Source organism: Pseudoxanthomonas sangjuensis, assembly GCF_010211755.1.
Lineage (GTDB): Bacteria > Pseudomonadota > Gammaproteobacteria > Xanthomonadales > Xanthomonadaceae > Pseudoxanthomonas_A > Pseudoxanthomonas_A sangjuensis.
On record NZ_PDWR01000022.1, the window covers coordinates 24,346 to 43,470 of the forward strand.

General features: G+C 70.5%; 17 protein-coding genes and 1 pseudogene. 7 read left to right on the forward strand and 11 right to left on the reverse strand.

Annotated features, from left to right (window positions below):
• Position 1 precedes the first annotated feature (1 nt).
• From CSC71_RS11740 to aceB, 3 genes are all read right to left on the reverse strand, one after another.
• Positions 2-982 (reverse strand): GGDEF domain-containing protein, encoded by a 981-nt coding sequence (locus tag CSC71_RS11740; RefSeq protein WP_246192189.1) that lies wholly within the window; start codon positions 980-982, stop codon positions 2-4.
• A gap of 302 nt (positions 983-1,284) precedes the next feature.
• Complete coding sequence (aceA, locus tag CSC71_RS11745) at positions 1,285-2,580, reverse strand: isocitrate lyase (protein WP_162374567.1); 1,296 nt, start codon at positions 2,578-2,580, stop codon at positions 1,285-1,287.
• Positions 2,581-2,626: 46 nt separating this feature from the next.
• Complete coding sequence (aceB, locus tag CSC71_RS11750; protein ID WP_162374568.1) at positions 2,627-4,261, reverse strand: malate synthase A; 1,635 nt, start codon at positions 4,259-4,261, stop codon at positions 2,627-2,629.
• Positions 4,262-4,369: 108 nt separating this feature from the next.
• Here aceB and CSC71_RS11755 point away from each other — a divergent pair, with 108 nt between their 5' ends.
• On the forward strand, positions 4,370-5,338 hold the full coding sequence (locus CSC71_RS11755; protein ID WP_162374569.1) for a LysR family transcriptional regulator: 969 nt from the start codon (positions 4,370-4,372) through the stop codon (positions 5,336-5,338).
• Between the two features lie 172 nt (positions 5,339-5,510).
• Here CSC71_RS11755 and CSC71_RS11760 read toward each other — a convergent pair whose 3' ends face one another.
• Positions 5,511-5,750, reverse strand: a complete 240-nt coding sequence (locus tag CSC71_RS11760) for a hypothetical protein (RefSeq protein ID WP_162374570.1) — start codon at positions 5,748-5,750, stop codon at positions 5,511-5,513.
• A gap of 132 nt (positions 5,751-5,882) precedes the next feature.
• Between CSC71_RS11760 and CSC71_RS11765 the strand changes: the two genes are divergently transcribed.
• Complete coding sequence (locus CSC71_RS11765) at positions 5,883-6,803, forward strand: LysR substrate-binding domain-containing protein (protein ID WP_162374571.1); 921 nt, start codon at positions 5,883-5,885, stop codon at positions 6,801-6,803.
• Positions 6,796-7,872, forward strand: coding sequence for an oxidoreductase (locus CSC71_RS11770; RefSeq protein WP_162374572.1), 1,077 nt, complete (start codon positions 6,796-6,798; stop codon positions 7,870-7,872). Before CSC71_RS11765 ends, CSC71_RS11770 begins: the two co-directional genes overlap by 8 nt.
• Positions 7,873-7,875: 3 nt before the next feature.
• Here CSC71_RS11770 and CSC71_RS15575 read toward each other — a convergent pair whose 3' ends face one another.
• On the reverse strand, positions 7,876-8,829 hold the full coding sequence (locus tag CSC71_RS15575; protein ID WP_246192195.1) for an isoaspartyl peptidase/L-asparaginase family protein: 954 nt from the start codon (positions 8,827-8,829) through the stop codon (positions 7,876-7,878).
• 288 nt (positions 8,830-9,117) lie between these two features.
• Positions 9,118-9,801 (reverse strand): annotated as a pseudogene (locus tag CSC71_RS15580) (cyanophycinase); the annotation flags it as partial.
• Between the two features lie 115 nt (positions 9,802-9,916).
• On the opposite strand from CSC71_RS15580, the gene CSC71_RS11780 reads away from it, so the two are divergent.
• The 3 genes from CSC71_RS11780 to CSC71_RS11790 all read left to right on the forward strand — a co-directional run bounded on the left by CSC71_RS11780 (position 9,917) and on the right by CSC71_RS11790 (position 14,717).
• Positions 9,917-10,495, forward strand: coding sequence for an RNA polymerase sigma factor (locus tag CSC71_RS11780; protein ID WP_162374574.1), 579 nt, complete (start codon positions 9,917-9,919; stop codon positions 10,493-10,495).
• Positions 10,470-11,543, forward strand: a complete 1,074-nt coding sequence (locus CSC71_RS11785) for a FecR family protein (RefSeq protein ID WP_246192191.1) — start codon at positions 10,470-10,472, stop codon at positions 11,541-11,543. Before CSC71_RS11780 ends, CSC71_RS11785 begins: the two co-directional genes overlap by 26 nt.
• 87 nt (positions 11,544-11,630) lie before the next feature.
• Entirely contained in the window at positions 11,631-14,717 is a 3,087-nt protein-coding gene (locus tag CSC71_RS11790) for a TonB-dependent receptor (protein WP_162374576.1), read from the forward strand.
• Positions 14,718-14,763: 46 nt separating this feature from the next.
• Here the strand turns inward: CSC71_RS11790 and CSC71_RS11795 are convergent, their stop codons facing one another.
• Positions 14,764-15,324, reverse strand: a complete 561-nt coding sequence (locus CSC71_RS11795) for a lysophospholipid acyltransferase family protein (RefSeq protein WP_162374596.1) — start codon at positions 15,322-15,324, stop codon at positions 14,764-14,766.
• A 46-nt stretch (positions 15,325-15,370) separates the two neighbouring features.
• Positions 15,371-15,805: an alternative ribosome rescue aminoacyl-tRNA hydrolase ArfB gene (gene arfB / locus CSC71_RS11800; protein WP_162374577.1), complete on the reverse strand. Its 435-nt coding sequence runs from the start codon at positions 15,803-15,805 to the stop codon at positions 15,371-15,373.
• Between the two features lie 128 nt (positions 15,806-15,933).
• Here arfB and CSC71_RS11805 point away from each other — a divergent pair, with 128 nt between their 5' ends.
• Positions 15,934-16,500, forward strand: a complete 567-nt coding sequence (locus CSC71_RS11805) for a DUF2059 domain-containing protein (protein WP_246192193.1) — start codon at positions 15,934-15,936, stop codon at positions 16,498-16,500.
• Positions 16,501-16,518: 18 nt separating this feature from the next.
• Here CSC71_RS11805 and ung read toward each other — a convergent pair whose 3' ends face one another.
• The 3 genes from ung to ftsX form a co-directional block, all read right to left on the reverse strand.
• Positions 16,519-17,226 carry a uracil-DNA glycosylase gene (ung, locus tag CSC71_RS11810; RefSeq protein WP_162374579.1) on the reverse strand — a complete coding sequence of 236 codons (708 nt, stop codon included), beginning with the start codon at positions 17,224-17,226 and terminating at the stop codon, positions 16,519-16,521.
• 90 nt (positions 17,227-17,316) lie between these two features.
• Positions 17,317-18,147: a response regulator gene (locus tag CSC71_RS11815; RefSeq protein WP_162374580.1), complete on the reverse strand. Its 831-nt coding sequence runs from the start codon at positions 18,145-18,147 to the stop codon at positions 17,317-17,319.
• Positions 18,148-18,169: 22 nt separating this feature from the next.
• Positions 18,170-19,120 (reverse strand): permease-like cell division protein FtsX, encoded by a 951-nt coding sequence (gene ftsX / locus CSC71_RS11820; protein ID WP_162374581.1) that lies wholly within the window; start codon positions 19,118-19,120, stop codon positions 18,170-18,172.
• Between the last annotated feature and the right edge of the window lie 5 nt (positions 19,121-19,125).

The window sequence follows — 19,125 nt, forward strand, 5'->3', positions numbered from 1 at the left end:
CTCAGTCCTGCCACTCGACGCGGTTGCCGCCGACCCGCTTGGCGCGATACAGCGCGGCGTCGGCGCGCGCGTACCAGTCGTTCCAGTCGCCGTGCGGATCGACTAGGTAGGCGCCGACGCTGAGCGTGGTGATCAGCGGCGGCGAATGCTGGGTCATCAGCAGCGACTGCGCGGTGCCGACGATGAAGTCGGCGTAGCGCAGCAGGTCTTCCGGCGTCGCGCGCATGATCAGGCAGAACTCGTCGCCGCCGAGGCGGCAGGCGAAATCCTGCTGCCCGGGCAGCGAGCGCAGGATGTTGGCCACGCTCTGCAGCACACGGTCGCCGTTGAGGTGGCCATAGGCGTCGTTGACCGCCTTGAAGCGGTCGCAGTCGACCAGCATCAGGCCGTAGCCGTGCAGGCCGCCCTCGTCGTCGCCCATGCGCTCGAGGAACGCGGCCAGGCCGCGGCGGTTGCCGAGCCCGGTCAGTTCGTCGGTGCGGTTCAGTTCCTCGCTCTCGTTCAACCGGTGCGCGGTGACGCGCAGGTTGTCGAGCGCGGTCTGCAGCTCGGCATTGCGGCCGCGCAGGCGGCGGATCAGGTCCTGTTCGTTCGACACCACGCGCATGATCGCGCGGTGCATGAAGCGCGACACCGTGGCCGGCTCGCTGTCGATCAGCGCCTGCAGGTCCTGGCCCTTCAGTTCCAGCAGCACGCAGTCTTCGATCGCGGTCGCCGTCGCGCTGCGCGCGTGACCGTCGATCAGCAGCCCCAGTTCGCCGAAGAACTCGCGCGGCCCCAGCCGCTTGCCGGGGATGTCGTCGCCGAAATCCAGCGCGACCATGCCCTGCATCACCACGAACATGCTGGCGCCGCGCGCGCCGCGCGCGAACACCTCCGCGCCGGCGGCGAACGGGCGGACGCTGCCGCAACGCGCGAACAGCGCGCACTCGGCTTCCGACAGCACGGCCACGCCCTGGCCGGCGCCATGCCCGCTGTCCACGCTTGTCTGCGCTGGGCCCGTGCCCGAAATCAGGGCCGCGTGCTCCGGATTCATGCGCCATCCCCTTAGCCAACGGCGGAAATGCACCCCGAATACCGCTACAGCTGCGCCGTCTTGCCGCGCTGCATCACAGTCTAACCCACGCGCGGGACGGCCGCATGGCCCCCAATTCGATACCTTCCTTCACCTCCTTCGCGACCGGCCGGCCAATCGCGATGCCGACCCGCGGCAACGGGCCCGCCCGGCGGGCCCAAAAAGAAACGCCGGGCGCAAGCCCGGCGTTCCCCCCTCCACGGCGACGCTCAGGCCGCCTTGGTTTCGTAGAACTGCTCGTTCTCGGTCGAACCGTCCAGCGCGGTGGTCGACGACTGGCCCTGCTGGATCGCCTGGGTGACCGTGTCGAAGTAGCCGGTGCCGACCTCGCGCTGGTGCTTGACCGCGGTGAAGCCCTTCTCCGCGGCGGCGAACTCCGCTTCCTGCAGCTCGACGAAAGCGCTCATCTGCCGGCGCGCGTAGCCGTGCGCCAGGTTGAACATCGAGTAGTTCAGCGCGTGGAAGCCGGCCAGGGTGATGAACTGGAACTTGTAGCCGTAGCTGGCGATTTCCTTCTGGAACCTGGCGATGGTGGCGTCGTCCAGGTTCTTCTTCCAGTTGAAGCTGGGCGAGCAGTTGTAGGCCAGCAGCTTGCCCGGGTACCTGGCGTGGATCGCCTCGGCGAACCTGCGCGCGAACTCCAGGTCCGGCTTGCCGGTTTCGCACCACACCAGGTCGGCGTACGGCGCGTAGGCCAGGCCGCGGCTGATCGCCTGGTCCAGGCCCTTGCGGGTCTTGAAGAAGCCCTCGACGGTGCGCTCGCCGGTGCAGAACGGCTTGTCGTTGTCGTCGACGTCGGAGGTCAGCAGGTCGGCGGCTTCGGCGTCGGTGCGTGCGACCAGCAGGGTCGGCACGCCCATCACGTCGGCGGCCAGGCGCGCGGCGTTCAGCTTCTCGATCGCCTCGCGGGTCGGCACCAGCACCTTGCCGCCCATGTGCCCGCACTTCTTCACGCTGGCCAGCTGGTCCTCGAAGTGCACGCCGGAGGCGCCGGCCTCGATCATCGCCTTCATCAGCTCGAAGGCATTGAGCACGCCACCGAAGCCGGCTTCCGCGTCGGCGACGATCGGCTGCAGGAAATCGATGGAATCGTCGCCCTCGGCGTGGTGCAGCTGGTCGGCGCGCAGCAGCGTGTTGTTGATGCGCTTGACCACTTGCGGCACCGAGTTGGCCGGGTACAGCGACTGGTCGGGATACATCTCGCCGGCCAGGTTGGCGTCGGCGGCGACCTGCCAGCCGCTCAGGTAGATCGCCTTGAGCCCGGCCTTGACCTGCTGCATGGCCTGGTTGCCGGTCAGCGCGCCGAGCGCGTTGACGAAATCCTCGGTCTGCAGGTAGTTCCACAGTTTCTGCGCGCCGATCTTCGCGATCGAATGCTCGACCGGAACGGTGCCGCGCAGGCGCACGACGTCGGCGGCGCCGTAGTTGCGCTTGACGCCCTTCCAGCGCGGGTTGGTGTCCCAGTCCTTCTGGATCTGTTCGGCGGTCGGCAGCTTGTTGCTCATGGCGGTGCTCCTTCGTGGGATGGGGTACGGCGGGTGCGGGTCGGCGTCAGTCGATCTTTTCGTAGGCGGGCAGGGTCAGGAATTCGGCGAGTTCGTCGGCGCGGCTGAGCCGGTCGAGCAGTTCGATGGCCTCCTCGATCCGCGAGGCGCCGGGAAGCGCGCTGCGGTCGCCCAGCTTCAGCGGCAGGTTGCGCAGCGTGGCCTTCAGCAGCGAGTAGTCAATCGCGACGCCGTCGGTCAGGTGCACGTCCTTCGCGTGCAGCCACTGCCAGATCTGGGTGCGGCTGATCTCGGCGGTGGCGGCGTCCTCCATCAGCCAGTGGATCGGCACGCAGCCGTTGCCGTCGAGCCACGCAGCGAGGTAGCGCACGCAGACCTCGACGTTGTTCTCGAAGCCGGCGCGGGTGATGCTGCCGGCCGACGGCTGGATCAGCTGGTCGCGCGCGACGCGCACGTCCTCGCGCAGCACGTGGTGCTGGTTCGGCGTGGGCATGTGCGCGTCGAAGACCACCTTCGCGACCGGGATCAGCGCCGGGTGCGCGACCCAGGTGCCGTCGTGGCCGGCGGTCACTTCGCGCAGCTTGTCGGCGCGCACCCGCGCCAGCGCCTGTTCGTTCGCCGCCTCGTCGCCCGCGATCGGAATCTGCGCGGCCATGCCGCCCATCGCGTGCGCGCCGCGGCGGTGGCAGGTCTGGATCAGCAGTTCCGAGTACGCCTTCAGGAACGGCTGGACCATCGTCACCTGGGCGCGCTCGGGCAGCAGCCGGTTGCGGTGGCGGCGGAAGGTCTTCAGGTACGAGAAGATGTAGTCCCAGCGCCCGCAATTCAGGCCGACGATGCGGCCGCGCAGCGCGTACAGGATCTCGTGCATCTCGAACGCCGCCGGCAGCGTCTCGATCAGCACGGTCGCCTTCATCTGTCCCTGCGGCAGGCCCAGCGTGGCCTCGATGTGCGCCAGCGCGGTCTCCCACAGCGCCGCTTCCTCCATCGATTGCAGCTTGGGCAGGTAGAAGTACGGGCCGCGGTCCTTCGCCGCCAGCGCCCTGGCGTTGTGCCAGGCGAACACGGCGACGTCGAACAGGCCGCCGGCGATCGGCTGGCCGTCGACCAGCACGTGCTTCTCGTCGAGGTGCCAGCCGCGCGGGCGCACGATCAGCACCGCCTGTTCGTCGAACGGCTTCAGCGCATAGCGCTTGCCGTTGTCCGCGACGAACGCCAGGTCGCCGCGGACCGCACCGATCAGCGCGCGCTGGCCGGTCAGCAGATTGTCCCAGGTCGGCGAGGTCGAATCCTCGAAGTCGGCCATGTAGCAGTTGGCGCCGGAGTTCAGCGCGTTGATCACCATCTTCGGGTCGACCGGGCCGGTGATCTCGATGCGGCGGTCCTGCAGCGCGGCCGGCAGCGGCGCGACCTGCCAGTCGCCTTCGCGGATCGCGCGGGTGTCCTCGCGGAAGTCGGGCAGGCCGCCGCCGTCGAAGAAGGCCTGGCGCAGGCGGCGCGCGGCCAGCCGCTCCTGGCGGGCGGGCTCGACGGCGCGGTGCAGGGTGACCAGCAGGGCCAGCAGGCCCGGCGGCAGCAGTTCGGCCTGGCCGGCGCGGTTGGCGGTCAGGGCGATGCCCGGGGTGGCGCGGTCGTGGGGGGAAGTTTCGCGTTCCGGCAGCGCGTAGGCGGGGGCAGGCATCGAAGGCTCCGGTTCGGTGGGTGAGCCGTCACGGTGCGCCGCAGCAAATTATTTGACAATTCAGTTATTGCAATTCAATTTATAAGAATTGCTTATGTGGTATTCGATATGTCTGTCCGGGAGTCCGCCGCTCCGCGCTTTGCCTACAAGTCCGACCGGCTGAAGCCGCTGCGCGCCTTCTGCCAGACGGTGCGGCTGGGTTCGGTTTCGCGGGCGGCGCAGGCCCTGTTCATCAGCCAGCCGGCGGTCACCCAGCAGCTGCAGGCGCTGGAACGGGAATTCGGCGTGGTCCTGTTCGAGCGCTCCGGCCGGCGCATGTCGCCGACCCGCGAGGGCCAACTGCTCCACGACCTGGCCCAGCCGCTGGTCGAGGGCATGGACGGGCTGGCCAGCGAGTTCCGGGACAAGGTCCGCGGGCTGGACAAGGGCGAACTCAACGTCGCCGCCAACAGTTCGACCATCCTCTACCTGCTGCCGCGCATCGTCGAGGCGTTCCGCGCGCAGCACCCGGACGTGCGCCTGACCCTGCACCCGGCGATCAGCGCCGACGGCGCCGACCTGCTGCGCGCCGACGCGGTCGACCTGGCGGTGGGCTCGATGCTCGACGTGCCGGCCGACCTGAGCTACGAGCCGGTGTACCGCTTCGAGCCGATGCTGATCGTGCCGCGCGGGCATCCGTTGGCCGGCAAGCGCGACCTGGACCTGCACGACCTGTCGCCGCACCCGCTGATCCTGCCGCCGAAGCGGCAGGTGACCTACCGCCTGATCGACCTGGTGTTCCAGAAGAACCGGGTGCCGTACACGGTGGCGCTGGAACTGACCGGCTGGGAGGTGATCAAGCAGTACGTGGCGATGGGCATGGGCATCTCGATCGTCAGCTCGATCTGCCTGAGCGACGCCGACCGCGAGCGGCTGGCGGTGCGCCCGCTGAGCGAATGGTTCCCGCCGCGCACCTACGGCGTGATCGTGCGCAAGGGCAAGTACCTGTCGCCGCAGGCGCGCGCCTTCGTCGAACTGATCAGGCCCGACCTGTTCCACCCGCGCGAATACGACGAGGCCGGGCATTCGGAGCGGTGAGCGCCGCGGCGCGGCGCCTGTCCCGCCCGACGGCTCCCGCGCGCCGACGACTTCGAAATGTTCCACCTCCTCGGGAAAACCGAGCAGGTAGTCCTGGTCGATGTCGTAGTAGCGGGCGCGCCCGATCGGCTCGCCGGCGAACGCGGCGATCGCGTCGCGGTCGCGCCGCAGCTCAGCCGCAGCCCGCGAGTTCGGGCCGGCGCGGCACCGGCTCGCGGGTGATCGGCGGCAGTTCGGACGCATCGCCGGCGCCATGGTGGCGCCTGGCGCGCAGCCGCCGGCCGCCGAGCCAATGCAGCGGCCCGGGCAGGTCGGCCGGCGATTGCGGCGCCGCATCGCGGGCGAGCAACTCCGCGTCTTCGGGGCGCACGATATGACCGTGCAGGAACAGCAGGCTCTTGAACAGGCTCATGGCGGCCTCCGTCGCGTTCCGGGCGCGGGATTGCGCCCGCCTATTGAACGGAGTAGAAACTAACCCGGCATATCGCTGCTGGAAATCGCCATTTCCGCAAGCCTGCCTTCGATTCCATTCAAGCCCGACCCGATGTCACGCCCACCGCTGCACGCCCTGCAAGGCTTCCTCGCCGCCGCGCGCAGCGGCAACCTGTCGCGCGCGGCCGAGTCGCTGCACCTGACCGTCAGCGCGCTGAGCCACCAGATCAAGGCGCTGGAAGGGCGGCTCAACCGCACCCTGTTCGAACGCAATTCGCGCGGGATCAAGCTGACCGACGACGGCCGGCGTCTGCTCGAGGGCATCGCCCCGCACATGGAGGCGATCGAACAGGCGCTGCGCCCGTTCGCCGCGCGCCGCGACGACGTGCTGCGGATCAGCCTGGTGCCGTCGATGGCCTCGGCCTGGCTGGTGCCGCAACTCGGCGAATTCCTCGCCCTGCACCCGCAACTGGAGCTGAGCCTGCATTCGGACGTGGCGCTGGTCGACTTCGACCGCCAGGCCGACATCGACGCGGCGCTGCGCACCGGCTCGGGACGCTGGCCCGGCCTGGTCGTCGAGCACCTGTTCGACGAAGTGCTGGTGCCGCTGGCCAGCCCGGCGCTGCTGGCGCGATTGAAGGACCGGCTGGGCGAGCCGACGCTGGAAACGCTGCACGACTGGCCGCTGCTCGGCACCGACGACGATTACTGGGGGCGCTGGTCGGCGCGCCATGGCACGCCGCAACCGACGCGCTTCGCCGCCAACTTCGACGACTCCGAGGCGCTGCACCGCGCCGCGGTCGAAGGCGTCGGCATCGCGCTGGGGCGGATCACCCGCGCGCGGCTGCTGGTCGAGGGCGGGCTGCTGGTGCCGGTGACCGGGCGCTCGCTGCAAACCGATTACGCGCATTACCTGGTGTACCCGCCGCGCTCGGCGGAGCACGCGGGCCTGAAGCTGTTCCGCGAATGGCTGCACCGGCGCGCGGGCGTGCAGAACCGCAGCGACCTGCACGCGGAGGCGCTGCGTGCCTGAGCGCACCGCGCTGCGCGTCGCGCTGGTCGGCTACGGCTACGCCGGCAAGACCTTCCATGCGCCGCTGCTCGCGGCCACGCCGGGGCTGGAACTGGCCTGCGTCGCCTCGAGCCGCGCCGACGCCGTGCACGCCGACCTGCCGGACGTCGAAGTCGTCGCCGATCCGCTGCGGGCGATCGAAGCCGACGGCATCGACGTCGTGGTGATCGCCGCGCCGAACGCGCAGCACGCGCCGCTGGCCACGGCCGCGCTGCGCGCCGGCAGGCACGTCGTCGTCGACAAGCCGTTCGCCCTCGACCTGGCCGAGGCGCGCGCATTGCGCGCGCTGGCGAAGGAACACGGGCGTCTGCTTTCCGTGTTCCACAACCGGCGCTGGGACAGCGACTTCCTCGGCGTGCGCCAGGCCATCGCCAACGGGCGCATCGGCGAGGTCGCGCACTTCGAATCGCACTTCGACCGCTTCCGTCCGCAGGTGCGCGCGCGCTGGCGCGAGAGCGCGCAGCCCGGCGGCGGCCTCTGGTTCGACCTCGGCCCGCACCTGATCGACCAGGCGCTGCAGCTGTTCGGCCTGCCGCTCGACGTGCAGGCCGACCTCGCCGCGCTGCGCCCCGGCGCGCAGGCCGACGACTGGGCGCACGCGGTGTTGCGCTACGAAAGGCTGCGCGTGGTCCTGCACGCCGGCATGCTGGTCGCCGGCGGCAGCGCGCGCTTCACCGTGCACGGCACCCGGGGCAGCGCGGTGAAGCAGCGCCTCGATCCGCAGGAAACGCAATTGCTCGCCGGCACCAGGCCGGGCGACGCGGGCTGGGGCGTCGACGACGACCCGTTGCTGCTGTACCCGGGCGACGCAGCGGCCGAAAGGATCGCCGTGCCCGCCGGCGACCAGCGCCGCTACTACGCCGGCATCCGCGACGCGATCCGCGACGGCGCGCCGTCGCCGGTGACCGACGCGCAGGCGCTGGCGGTGATGGCGGTGCTGGAAGCGGGCGCGGCATCGGCGCGCGAACGGCGCGCGGTCGTGCCCGCGCTCGACGAGGAGGAACGCGCGGCCTTCGGCCGCGCGGCGTGAGCGCTACGGCTGCGGCAACGCCTCGTCCCCGTAGATCGCCACGTGCGGCACGCCGTCGGCGCCGATCCAGCCGCGGTACATGCCTTCGGTGTTGAACGGCGCGGCGAAGCTGCCGTCGGCGCCCAGCGCGATCGCGCCGCCGTCGCCGCCGGCCTTCGGGATGACGCCGTTGATCACGGTTTCCGCGGCCTGCCGCACGGTCTGCCCGGCGTATTCGACCCGCGCGCAGATGTCGTGCGCGGCCGCGGCGCGGATGTAGAACTCGCCCCAGCCGGTGCCGGACACCGCGCACTTCGCGTTGGCGTAGGTGCCGGCGCCGATCACCGGCGAATCGCCGATGCGCCCGTAGCGCTTGTTGGTCATGCCGCCGGTCGAGGTGCCCGCGGCGAGGTTGCCCTGCGCATCCAGCGCGACCGCGCCGACCGTGCCGAAGTGCTTGGCGGTCTCGATGTCGCTGTGCGCCTGCTTCGCCGCCTCTTCCCGCAACGCCTTCTGCAGTTGCTGCCAGCGCTTTTCGGTGCGGAAGTACGCCGGGTCGACCAGCTCGATGCCGGCTTCCTCCGCGAAGATCTCCGCGCCGTCGCCGGCCAGCATCACGTGCTTCGACTTCTCCATCACCGCGCGCGCCAGCAGGATCGGGTTCCTGACCCGGTGCACGCCGGCGACCGCGCCCGCCTGCAGCGTGGCGCCGTCCATGATCGACGCGTCGAGTTCGTTGCGGCCGTCGTGGGTGAACACCGCGCCCTTGCCGGCGTTGAAACGCGGGTCGTCCTCGAGCACGGTGATCGCCACGGTCACCGCGTCCAGCGCCGGCCCGCCGGCGGCCAGCCGCGCGTGGCCGGCGCGCAGGGCCTTCTCGAGCGCCGCGCGCGCGCGCTTCTCTTCGCCCGGCTCCAGCCGGGTGACGCCGGCGCCGCCGTGGATCACCAGTACCGGCGAGATCGACAGTTCGCTCATGCGGCCATTGTCCACGCGATAGCTGCGGCGGAAAGCCGGCGCATCGACGCGGCCTTCCGGCAGGTGCAGGACCGAACCGGCGCCGACGCCGACGGTATCGATGCGCGCCGCGCGCAGCGGCCGCCCCGGCTGCTGCGCGCCGAAGCCCCCGCGCACCACGGTGGCGCCGCCACCGGGATCGGTGGCGTAGACGCGCGCGCTGCCGTCGGCCTCGACCGCGAGCGCCGCGCTCTCGTCGACGCCGACACCGACCAGCGGCCTGCCGCCGTCCAGCGCCTCCGCCTTGGCGAGGAAGGCGAACAACCGGCCTAGCCGCTCGCGCTCGGTGAAATGGCTGTCGGTGACCACGCCCTTCAGCAGGGCCAGGTGCAGGAAGCCGGTTTCGATGGTCGTCGCCGGGCCCAGCGGATCGGTCAGCGCCGCGGGGCTGCGCAGGCTGCCGCCGTCCATCGCGCCGTACAGGTATTCCCCGAGCATCGCCAGGCCGGCGCTGGTGCCGCCCAGCGGCTTGCCCGCGCGCACGTGCGCGTCCAGCGCGGCCGCCACCGGCGTGCCGCGCCAGTAGCGCACGTAGCGCGACTGGTCGCCGCCGGCGATGAAGATGCCGTCGGCCTTCGCCAGGCTGGCGAGGATCTTCGGGTCGTCGGCGTCCGCGCGGCCGGAGAACACGAAGGTTTCGACCGAAGCGACGCCGCCGACGTCCTTGTAGAACTCGTCGGCGATCTCGGTGGTGTAGGAAGCGCTCAGGACCACCACGTGGCCGTTGCCCGCCTTGTCCAGGAACCAGCGCACCGCGTCGCGGTTGCGGTCGCCGCCGCCGGCCAGCAACAGGCCCGGCGCCACCTTGCCCGGCGTCGGCGCAGCCGGATCGCCGATGAGGAAGTGCTGGTAGGCCGCGGCGGCGGCCGATTGCGACAGCAGCAGGCCGAACAGCGCGGCCAGCAGGCGGGACACGACGGGATTGCGTTGCACGGGGCGATACCTCGTTCGGGAAGCGGCCGATGCCGGCCTGCAGCATAACCAGACGAACGGCCGCGGGTTTTCCCGCTGCCGCGCCCCCGGCCCGTGCTGGGTTAATGTTGCGGCGATGGACGATTCCCTCGACGACTGGTTCGCCCGCGAGATCCTGGTGCACGAACGTGCGCTGGTGCATTACCTGCGTCGCTGCTGGCCGCACACCGCGGAAATCCACGACCTGCGCCAGGAAACCTACGTGCGCGTGTACGAAGCCGCGGGCAAGGCGCTGCCGACCGCGCCGAAGTCGTTCCTGTTCGCCACCGCCCGGCACCTGATGGCCGACCGCCGGCGGCGCGCGCGCGTGGTGTCGATCGAAACGATGGGTGATTTGGACGCGCTGAACGTCTTGGTAGAGGAGGCTTCGCCGGAACACTGGCTGGGCGGGCGGCAGGTGCTCAAGCGGCTGGCCGAGGCATTCGACCGCCTGCCCGAGCGCTGCCGGGAGGTGGTCTGGCTGCGCCGGGTCGAGGAACTGCCGCAAAGGGAGGTGGCCATGCGCCTGGGCATCAGCGAGAAAACCGTGGAAAAGCACGTTGCCAAGGGCGCACGGCTGATCGCCGAGCATTTCTACGGCCTGCCCGCGCAGGCCGAAGCGCCGCGGCGCGGAGCCGACCCGGAGGAAGATGGCCGTGGACAGCGCCAGGATTGAGCAGGCTGCCGCCGCCTGGCTGGCCCGGCGCGATGGCGGGGCCTGGAACGCGGACGACCAGGCGCAACTCGACGCCTGGCTCGCGGCCGCGACCGCGCATCGCGTGGCCTGGCTGCGGCTGCAAGCGGCCTGGCGGCAGGCCGGGCGGCTGAAGGCGCTGGGCGCCGGCGTCCCGGCCGGCACGATCCCGCCGCGCGGGCAATGGTCGCAGTCGGATCTCGCCCCCGCCGATGCCGCGCCCGCGACGGCCGGCGCATGGGTCGACCCGGGCAAGCTGCGGTTCGCACCGAGACCGCCGGCACGCGCCGCGCATCCGTCGCGCCATGCCGCGCTGGCAGCGGTCGCATTGCTCGCCGGTGCGCTCGGCTGGGCCTGGTTCCGCTACGCGCCGACCGAGCAGGCGGCTTACGCGACCGCGACCGGCGAACTGCGCACGCTCGCGCTCGGCGACGGCTCGCGCCTGACCCTGAGCAGCGACAGTCGCGTCGAGGTCGGTTTCACCCGCGCCAGGCGCCGCATCGAATTGCAGCGCGGCGAGGCCTTCTTCGAAGTCGCCAAGGATGCGTCGCGCCCGTTCGTGGTCGGCGCCGGCAACCGCCGCGCGACCGCGGTCGGCACCCGCTACGCGGTGCGCCGGGACGACGCCGGCGTGCGCGTGGTGGTGACCGAAGGCACGGTGAGGCTGGAAACCGCGGCCGACGGCGGCCAGCCCGCGCAGCCCAGCACGCTGCTGCCGGCCGGCAGCATCGCCGTGGCCAGCCACGGCAGCGTGCTGGTGCGCAGCGCCGGGGTCGAGGCCGCGGAACGCGAACTCGGCTGGCGCAGCGGCTACCTGAGCTTCCACGACACCCCGCTGGCCGAGGCCGCGGCCGAATTCAACCGCTACGGCACGCGCAAGATCGTGATCGCCGACGCGGACGCGGCGGCATTGCGCGTCGGCGGCAATTTCCGCTGGTCCAACGCCGAGGCCTTCGTGCGCCTGCTCGAGCAGGGCTTCCCGGTGCGCGCCGAGGCCGACGGCGAACGCATCGTGCTGCACAGCCGCTGAGCCGTCGCCGCGGCGGGCGGGATTCGCGCGGCTCGTTCGTCCATGTCAAAGGAGAGGGTGCCGTCCCGTGCGCCCGTGGGGAAATCGATGCGTCCGATCCGTGCCCTGCTGTCGAGCCTGGCCCTGGCCTGTTCCGTCGCCCTCGCCGCCCAGGCGCAAACCGCGCCCCCGCCCATCGACATTCCCGCCGGCGACCTGGTCGCCGCACTGGATGCGCTGGCGCGGCAGTCGGGCGCGCAATTCGTCTATCGCGCCGACCGGTTGCGCGGCCTGCGCACCCCCGGCGCGCACGGCGCGCGCTCGGCCGACGAGGCGCTGGACCAGCTGCTGCGCGGCAGCGGCTTCGCCGCGCAACGCGATGCCTCCGGCGCGGTGGTGATCGTCGAGCGCAAGGCGCCGGCCGCGCCGTCGCGGCCGGCCGCCCGGCCGGCATCGAACGGCCAATCCGCCCCCGCTGCGTCCGAAGACGCGCCGGAAGTGCAGGAACTGCAGGCCGTCGAGGTCACCGGTTCGCGTATCCCGCGCGCGCAGGTCGAAGGCCCGGCGCCGGTGACGGTGATCACCGCCGAGGACATCCGCGCCAGCGGCTTCACCACGGTGCCCGACGTGCTGCGCGCGATGACCCAGAACGGCGGCGAGACCCAGAGCCAGCAATCGGCCAGCGGCGCCGATTTCTCGCCCGGCGCGCAGCAGGTGGACCTGCGCGGGCTCGGCCCGAACCACACCCTGGTGCTGGTCAACGGCCGCCGCATCGCCGACTTCCCGCTGCCGTTCAAGGGCCGCAGCAACTTCACCGACATCTCCAACATCCCGCTGGGCATGGTCGACCGGATCGAAGTGCTGACCGGCAGCGCCTCGGCGATCTACGGTTCGGACGCGATCTCCGGCGTGGTCAACTTCATCCTGAAGCGGAAGGCCGACGGCGTCACCGTGGACTTCCGCTACGGCGACACCAGCCGCGGCGGCGGCGAATCGTTCGACTACAGCCTGTCCGGCGGCTTCTCGCGCGGCAATTTCAACTCGGTGTTCGGCGCGGAGCTGATCAGCCAGAAGCCGTTGTGGGCCTACGAGCGCGGCATCCAGGATTCGACCAAGGACGCGCCGACCACGGGCTCGCGGATCGCGCGCCGCGCCTTCCTGCGCACCGACTGGTGGGACACCTACCTCGACCCCGGCGCCGACGCCTGCGCCGCGCTGTCGCACCTCAACGACGGCAGCACCTATTACGCCTCGCGCCCGCGCTACGGCGACTGGAGCGACGAACTCGACGACTGGGGCCCCGGCTACTACTGCGGCAGCGACGAATCGATCGGCTACGGCACCATCATCAGCCGGCGCCAGGGCGTCAACGCCTACGCGTCGATGAGCTACCTCTTCGACAACGGCAGCGAATGGTTCGCCGACCTGCAACTGGGCCACCACAAGCTGGCGCTGTTCCGCGACGTGACCGCGTGGAGCTACATGGCGCCGGACGGCAACGAGGAGGGCTATTTCTACAACCAGGCCACCGACCAGGTCGAATACTGGCAGCGCCAGTTCAGCCCCGAGGAAATGGGCGGGCTGGAAAACGGCATGATCCGCAACGTGCAGAAGACCCTGGGCCTGACCACCGGCTTCAAGGGCACGTTCGCGCGGGACTGGGACTACGAGGCTTCGCTGAGCCATTCGCAGTACCGGTCGCGGATCAGCTGGCCGCAGATCGTCGCTTCCGCCGCCAACGACCTGTTCCTGGGGCCGCAGGTCGGCTTCAACGAGGACTGGGGCTATCCGGTCTTCGACGCGGATCCGGCGCGCCTGTACGCGCCGCTGACCCGCGCCGAATACGACGCCATCGCCGCCGACACGGTCTACCACCCGGAATCGCGCACCGACACGCTGGCGTTCACCGTCACCAACACCGGGCTGTTCCGCCTGCCCGGCGGACCGGCCGGCTTCGCCGCCACCGCGGAACTCGGCAACCAGGCCTACGACCTCAATCCCGACCCGCTGGCGACGCAGTACTACTACTACAGCTGGAAGGATTCCGACGGCCACGGCGACCGCTACCGCTGGGCGCTGGCCGGCGAACTGCGCCTGCCGCTGCTGCAGGGCCTGAACCTGAGCGCGGCCGGCCGCTACGACCAGTACCGCTATTCCGGGCGCGACCCGGGCAAGTTCACCTGGAGCGCGGGCGTGGAATGGCGCCCGCTCGAATCGCTGCTGCTGCGCGGCTCGTACGGCACCGCGTTCCGCGCGCCCGACCTGCACTACCTGTACGCCGGCCCCGGCAACGACGAAACCTCGGTCACCGACTATTACCGCTGCGCGACCGAAGAACCGGACGAGGCGATCGACGATTGCAGCTACAGCGGCGAAGGCATCATCCGCGGCCGCAGCGGCAACCTCGACCTGGACCCGGAGACCAGCACCTCGTGGACCGCCGGCGTGGTGTGGTCGCCGCTGCCGGCCCTGGACTTCTCGCTGGACTGGTTCGACATCGACATGCGCGACCAGGTGCAGGACCTGCGCGCCGACGAGGTGATGCGCAACGAGGCCGACTGCCGGCTCGGCGAGCTCGATCCGTCCTCGCCGACCTGCGTCGACGCGCTGTCGCGCATCACCCGGCTGGCCAACGGTTCCATCTACGGCGTCTACGTCAACCCGATCAACATCGCCCGCGAAAGCACCAGCGGCGTCGACTTCAGCGTGCATTACCGGCTGGAGACCGGCATCGGCACGTTCCGCTTCGGCGGCGATTACACCTGGGTGCATGCGCACGACATCCAGGTCTACGCCGGCGACCTGACCATCGACGAGTTCGTGATCAACAGCGGCTACGACATCCCGCGGACCAAGGCCAGCGCCAACGTGTCGTGGGAGCGCAACGGCTGGGCGGCCACGCTGCACGGCCAGCGCCTGGGCCGGCTGCCCAACGGCTGGTCCTACGACGAAGTCTGGGAGGAGGGCGATCCGGGCCCGTGGATCGAGGCCACCTACCGCTACAACGCGACGCTGGCCTACAACATCAGCGACCACGCGCGGATTTCGCTGATCGTGGACAACCTGACCGACGAGATGCCGCCGCGCGATCCGACCTACACCGCGTACCCGTACTACGACATCTCGTGGTTCGATTCGCTGGGCCGCAGCTATTACCTGAACTTCACCTACAAGTTCGGCGGCGAAAACCTGTGATTGCCGGCATCCGGTGCCAACGCGCCGGATGCCGCCCGCACCACGCTCACGTGGTGCCGCGGTTCTTGCCCATCCACGGCCGGTACCATTCGCGGATGCGCGCCATGTCGGCCGCGGCATCGTCGGTGGGCCAGTACAGGTCGCCGATGCCGATGATCCTTTCCGGGTAGTGGAAGTACACCATCAGCACCGGCACGCCGGCGCCGCGGGCGATCTTCAGGAAGCCGCTCTTCCACTTCTCCACCCGCTTGCGCGTGCCTTCCGGCGCCAGCGTGTACCAGATTCGTTCGGAGCCGCTGATCAGGTCGATGGCCTGGCCGACGGTGCCGTGCGCCGCGCTGCGGTCGATCGGCACCGCGCCGAGCTTGCGCAGGATCGGGCCCAGCGGCCACCAGAACAGCTGCGCCTTGCCGAGCACGTGGACGCGCACGCCCAGCGCGATCTTCGCCGCCATGCCCCAGATGCCGTCCCAGTTCGACGAGTGCGGCGCGGCGATGATCACCAGCTTCGGCAGGTCGGGGAATTCGCCGACCACGCGCCAGCCGCCGAGGCGCAGCACGCTGCGGCCCAGCCAGCGGGCGAAGCGGTTCGGCCTGACCCGCGGCATGTTCGGCGGGGTCGCGGGGACGACGGGTGCCCGTTCCTTCAAGCAATCACTCCCAGTGGCTGCCGCGCGAGCGGCCGCGCTTGATTTCGCCGCGTTCGCGCTTGGCGGTCAAGCGCCGCTGCTTCGCCGCGCGGCTGGGCTTGGTCGCCACGCGCGGCTTCGGCACCGACAGGCCGGCCGCGACGAAGGCGGCCAGGCGGTCGCGCGCGTCGTCGCGGTTGCGCTCCTGGGTGCGGAAGCGCTGCGCCTCGATCACCAGCACGCCGTCGTCGGTGAGGCGGCGGTCGCGCCTGGCCAGCAGGCGCGCGCGCAGCGGCTCCGGCAGCGACGGCGAGTTGGCCAGGTCGAAGCGCAGTTCGACCGCGGTCGCGACCTTGTTGACGTTCTGCCCGCCGGCGCCGCTGGCGCGCACGAAGCGTTCGACCAGCTCGTCGTCCGGTATCGTCAGCGTCGGCGTGATGTGCAGCGGTCCGCTCCCCATACGGGCATTGTAGGACAGGCGGATGCCGGCCCGGCGACAACGGTCCGGCGCGCCGTTCCGGCGCGACTTAACCGTGGGTTTACGTTTTGCTGGGCAACATGCCGCTTCCTTCGCACTCCCGTCCCCGCATGCGCCTGCGCTTCCTCGTTCCCGTGCTGTACGTCGTCCTCGCCCTGCCCGCCATCGCCGCGGAGCCCAGCGAGGCCGACATCGAACGCCTGCTCAGGGCCACCCGCGCGGAAAGCATGCTGGTCGCGATCCAGCCGCAGATCGAGACGGTGCAGCGCCAGCAGTTCGAGCAGATCACCGCGGGCAAGGAACTGAGCGAGGCGCAGAAGGCCGAGGTAGCCGACATCCAGGCGCGTACCAGCGAGATCGTGCGCAAGACCCTGGCCTGGGAGGAAATGAAGCCGCTGTACATCGAGGTGTACCGCCGCAACTTCGACCGCGACGACGTGCGCGCCATCGCCAAGTTCTACGAGAGCAAGGCCGGCCAGCGCATGCTCGACCGGAACCCGGTGCTGATGCAGGAGCTGATGGCGGCGATCCAGCAGAAGATGCTGCCGATGCTGCAGCAGATGGAAACGGAACTGAAGGCCGCGTCCGTCGAAAGGATCGAGGCGCCGCCGGTCAGCCCGCCGCAGAAGCGACGGCCGGCGCCCGCACCGGCGAAGAAGAAGAAAAAGAAACGCTGAGCCCGGTCCGGCCGCGGGTTACGGCTGCAATTCGCTGCGCGGCGGCAGGCGCCAATCGATCGGCGCCTGCCCGTGCTGCTGCAGGTAGCGGTTCGCCGCGGAGAAATGCCCGCAACCGAAGAAGCCGCGGTGCGCCGACAGCGGCGACGGGTGCGGCGCGCGCAGCACGCGGTGGCGCTGCGCGTCGATGATCTTGCCCTTGGCCTGCGCGTAGCTGCCCCACAGCAGGAACACCAGGTGCTCGCGCTCGCGCGACAGCGTCTCGATCACGTGGTCGGTGAAGCCTTCCCAGCCCTTGTTCGCATGCGCGCCGGCGCGGCCTTCCTCGACGGTCAGCACCGCGTTGAGCAGCAGCACGCCCTGCTTCGCCCACGGCATCAGGTAGCCGTGGTCCGGGCGCGGGATGCCGAGGTCGCCCTGGATCTCCTTGAAGATGTTTTCCAGCGACGGCGGCGGCGGCACGCCCGGCGGCACCGAGAAGCACAAGCCGTGCGCCTGGCCATGGCCGTGGTATGGGTCCTGGCCGAGGATGACGACCTTCACCGCATCGAACGGCGTCGCCTCGAACGCGGCGAAGATCTGCGGCCCCGGCGGGAAGATCCGCGCGCCGGCGGCCTTGCGCTGGCGCAGGAACGCGGAAAGCTGCCGCATGTCGTCGCGCTGGAAATACTCGCCGACGTGCGTCTTCCAGGAGGGCTCGAGCTTGATGCGGTCTTCGTCGGACATGGCCGCCCGGTTCTTGGTCGCTGGTTCCAGGTTGTTGGAGAGAGATCTTTCGCTGCCGGCCGACAACCGAGAACCGGCAACCAACAACTGCTATCGCTTTTCCATCCGCGCCAAACGCAACTGGAACAGCACCTTGGTCACCAACAGCCGCTCCTCGATCGGCTTCAGCACCAGATCGTTGGCGCCGGCCTGCAGCAACGCGCTCTGGTTGTCGCGGTTGCTGTCGCCGGTCATCACCAGGATCGGCAGGCGGCGCTTGCCGTAGCCGAAGTCGACGCGCACGCGGTGCACCACGTCCAGACCGCTGAGTTCGCCCTTCAGGGTCACGTCGGTCAGCACCAGGTCGAAGTGGCGCGTGGCCAGGCCCAGCGATTCGGCGGTAAGCAGTGCGAAGGCCTCTTCGGCCGTAATCACATGGACCACGTTCAGTTCGTGGCGCAGCAGCATGCGCTTGGTCGCCTCGGCGACGACCCGGCTGTCCTCGATGTACAGCACGGTCGCGTCCGGTACCGGCTGCGGCCGCACGTAGCCGAGGATGAAGGTCGCCAGCGCCTCGTGGCCCAGCGACTTGTCGAAGTAGTCGGTGACGAATTCGGTGAAGCGGCGCTCCTCGAGGTGCTGCTGCGCATCGCTCGAAACCACGATCACCGGCACGTAGGCCTGGCCGACCGATTCGCGCACGCTGCGCGCGACTTCCATGCCGTCGCCGTCGGACAGCGCCAGCGCGGTGGTGACCAGGTCGACCGGGCCCGCGGCCAGCGCCGTGCGCACCTCGGCCAGGCTGGAGCAGCCGACGATCTCGACGCCCGGCAACTCGCGCTTCAGCACGTCGCCGATCATTTTGCGCACCAGCTTCGAGCCGTCGACCACCATTACCCGCGGGGCGTCGCTGATCAGATGGCGCAGTTCCTGTTCGGACATGGCGTGTTCGATGTTCGGATGCTCAGATTTCGGTCGGCCTAGTCTGGCGCAGGAAGTGCCCGGTCACCAGCCACGCGCCGAGCCAGCCGATCGCGGTCGCGGCCGCCAGCACGATCGCGGCATGCGCGGGATCGAGCCCGCCGAGGGCGAAACGGCTGCCGTAGCTGCGCGCCAGCGTCGCCAGCGGCTCGCGCAGCGCGACGTCGGCGGCGAGCAGCAGGCCCAGCGCCAGCGCGCCGGCGGCCAGTCCGTACCACGCGCCGAGGTAGATGAAGGGCCGGCGGATGAAGCCATCGCTGGCGCCGAGCAGCTGCAGCACGCCGATCTCCTCGCGCCGCGACTGGATGTCGAGGCGCACGGTGTTGCCGACCACCAGCAACGCACCGAGGCCGAACAGCGCGGCCAGCACCCAGGCCAGCCGCTCGCCGAAGCTGAGCCAGCCGTCGAGGCGCTGCCGCCATACCGCGTCGTGGCGCACCAGATCGGCCTCGGGCAGGTTCTGCAGCGCCTGCGCCCGCGTGGTCCCGTCCTGCTTCGGCGTGACCGACAGGCGGAACGGCAGCGGGTTGCCGTCGAGCGCATCGATCGCTTCGCCCAGGCCGCTGAGCTCGCGGAACTCGGCCAGCCCCTGCTGCGGCGTGCGCAGCTCGACGCCGGCCACGTCGCCGCGGCCGCGCAGTTGCGCGGCCAGCGCCTGCGCGCGCGCCGCGTCGACGTCCTGCTTCAGGAACAGGTCGATCTGCCGCGACTGCTGCACGCTGCCGGCGAAATGGCGCACGTTGCCCAGCGCCAGCCACAGGCCCAGCGGCAGCGCGAACGCCACCGCCATCACGCCGACGGTCAGCAGCGTGGCCCACGGCCTGCGCACGACGCGGCCGAGGCTGGAAACGAAGCTGTACAGATGCTGGTCGAGCCAGATGCCGAAGCCGGAACGCGGTCCCGGCGCACGCACGTTGACGGTTGTTTCGCTCATCCGCG